The organism is Pseudanabaena sp. PCC 9330 (genome assembly GCF_055795045.1).
In genome coordinates this window covers 1-383 of sequence record NZ_JAYFES010000006.1, presented here as the reverse complement: position 1 = coordinate 383, position 383 = coordinate 1, and the positions used below count along the sequence as shown (strand labels likewise).

At 51.2% G+C, this 383-nt stretch carries 1 pseudogene; it reads right to left on the bottom strand.

The features are described from left to right. Window positions 1-213: 213 nt before the first annotated feature. A pseudogene (locus tag AC0QKW_RS00020) lies at window positions 214-383 on the bottom strand (N-acetylmuramoyl-L-alanine amidase); the annotation flags it as partial.

Sequence of the window (383 nt, the reverse complement as noted above, 5' to 3'; positions counted from 1 at the left end):
CATGATGAAGCAGTCGGTAGCCTCATTTAAAGTGTCTTAGGTCATGGCTGAGCGATAGCTTTTTCGAGGTAGAAAATTGACCTCGAAAAAGCTATCACTCGTTGCTCAGGGGATGATGGCGTAAATGATCAGAGCTAAGCTCACCTGCCGTTTGCTGATCAGCTAGTTATCCCAACAGATCTGCGAATGCCTATCCTCCAGCTAATCGGCTTTCTAGCCTGAGAGCCCGCTACGAGTTGAGTACTGGCGCAACAAAGAAAACATAGTTTGGCTGCTAAAGCTGCGAGGATCCATACGGTTGCCGGAGCGATCGACCGCCTGGTGAGTGGTGATGCGACCGTCCGGAATCGTGGTCTGGGCCAGCAACCAAGCGAGAGATCTGT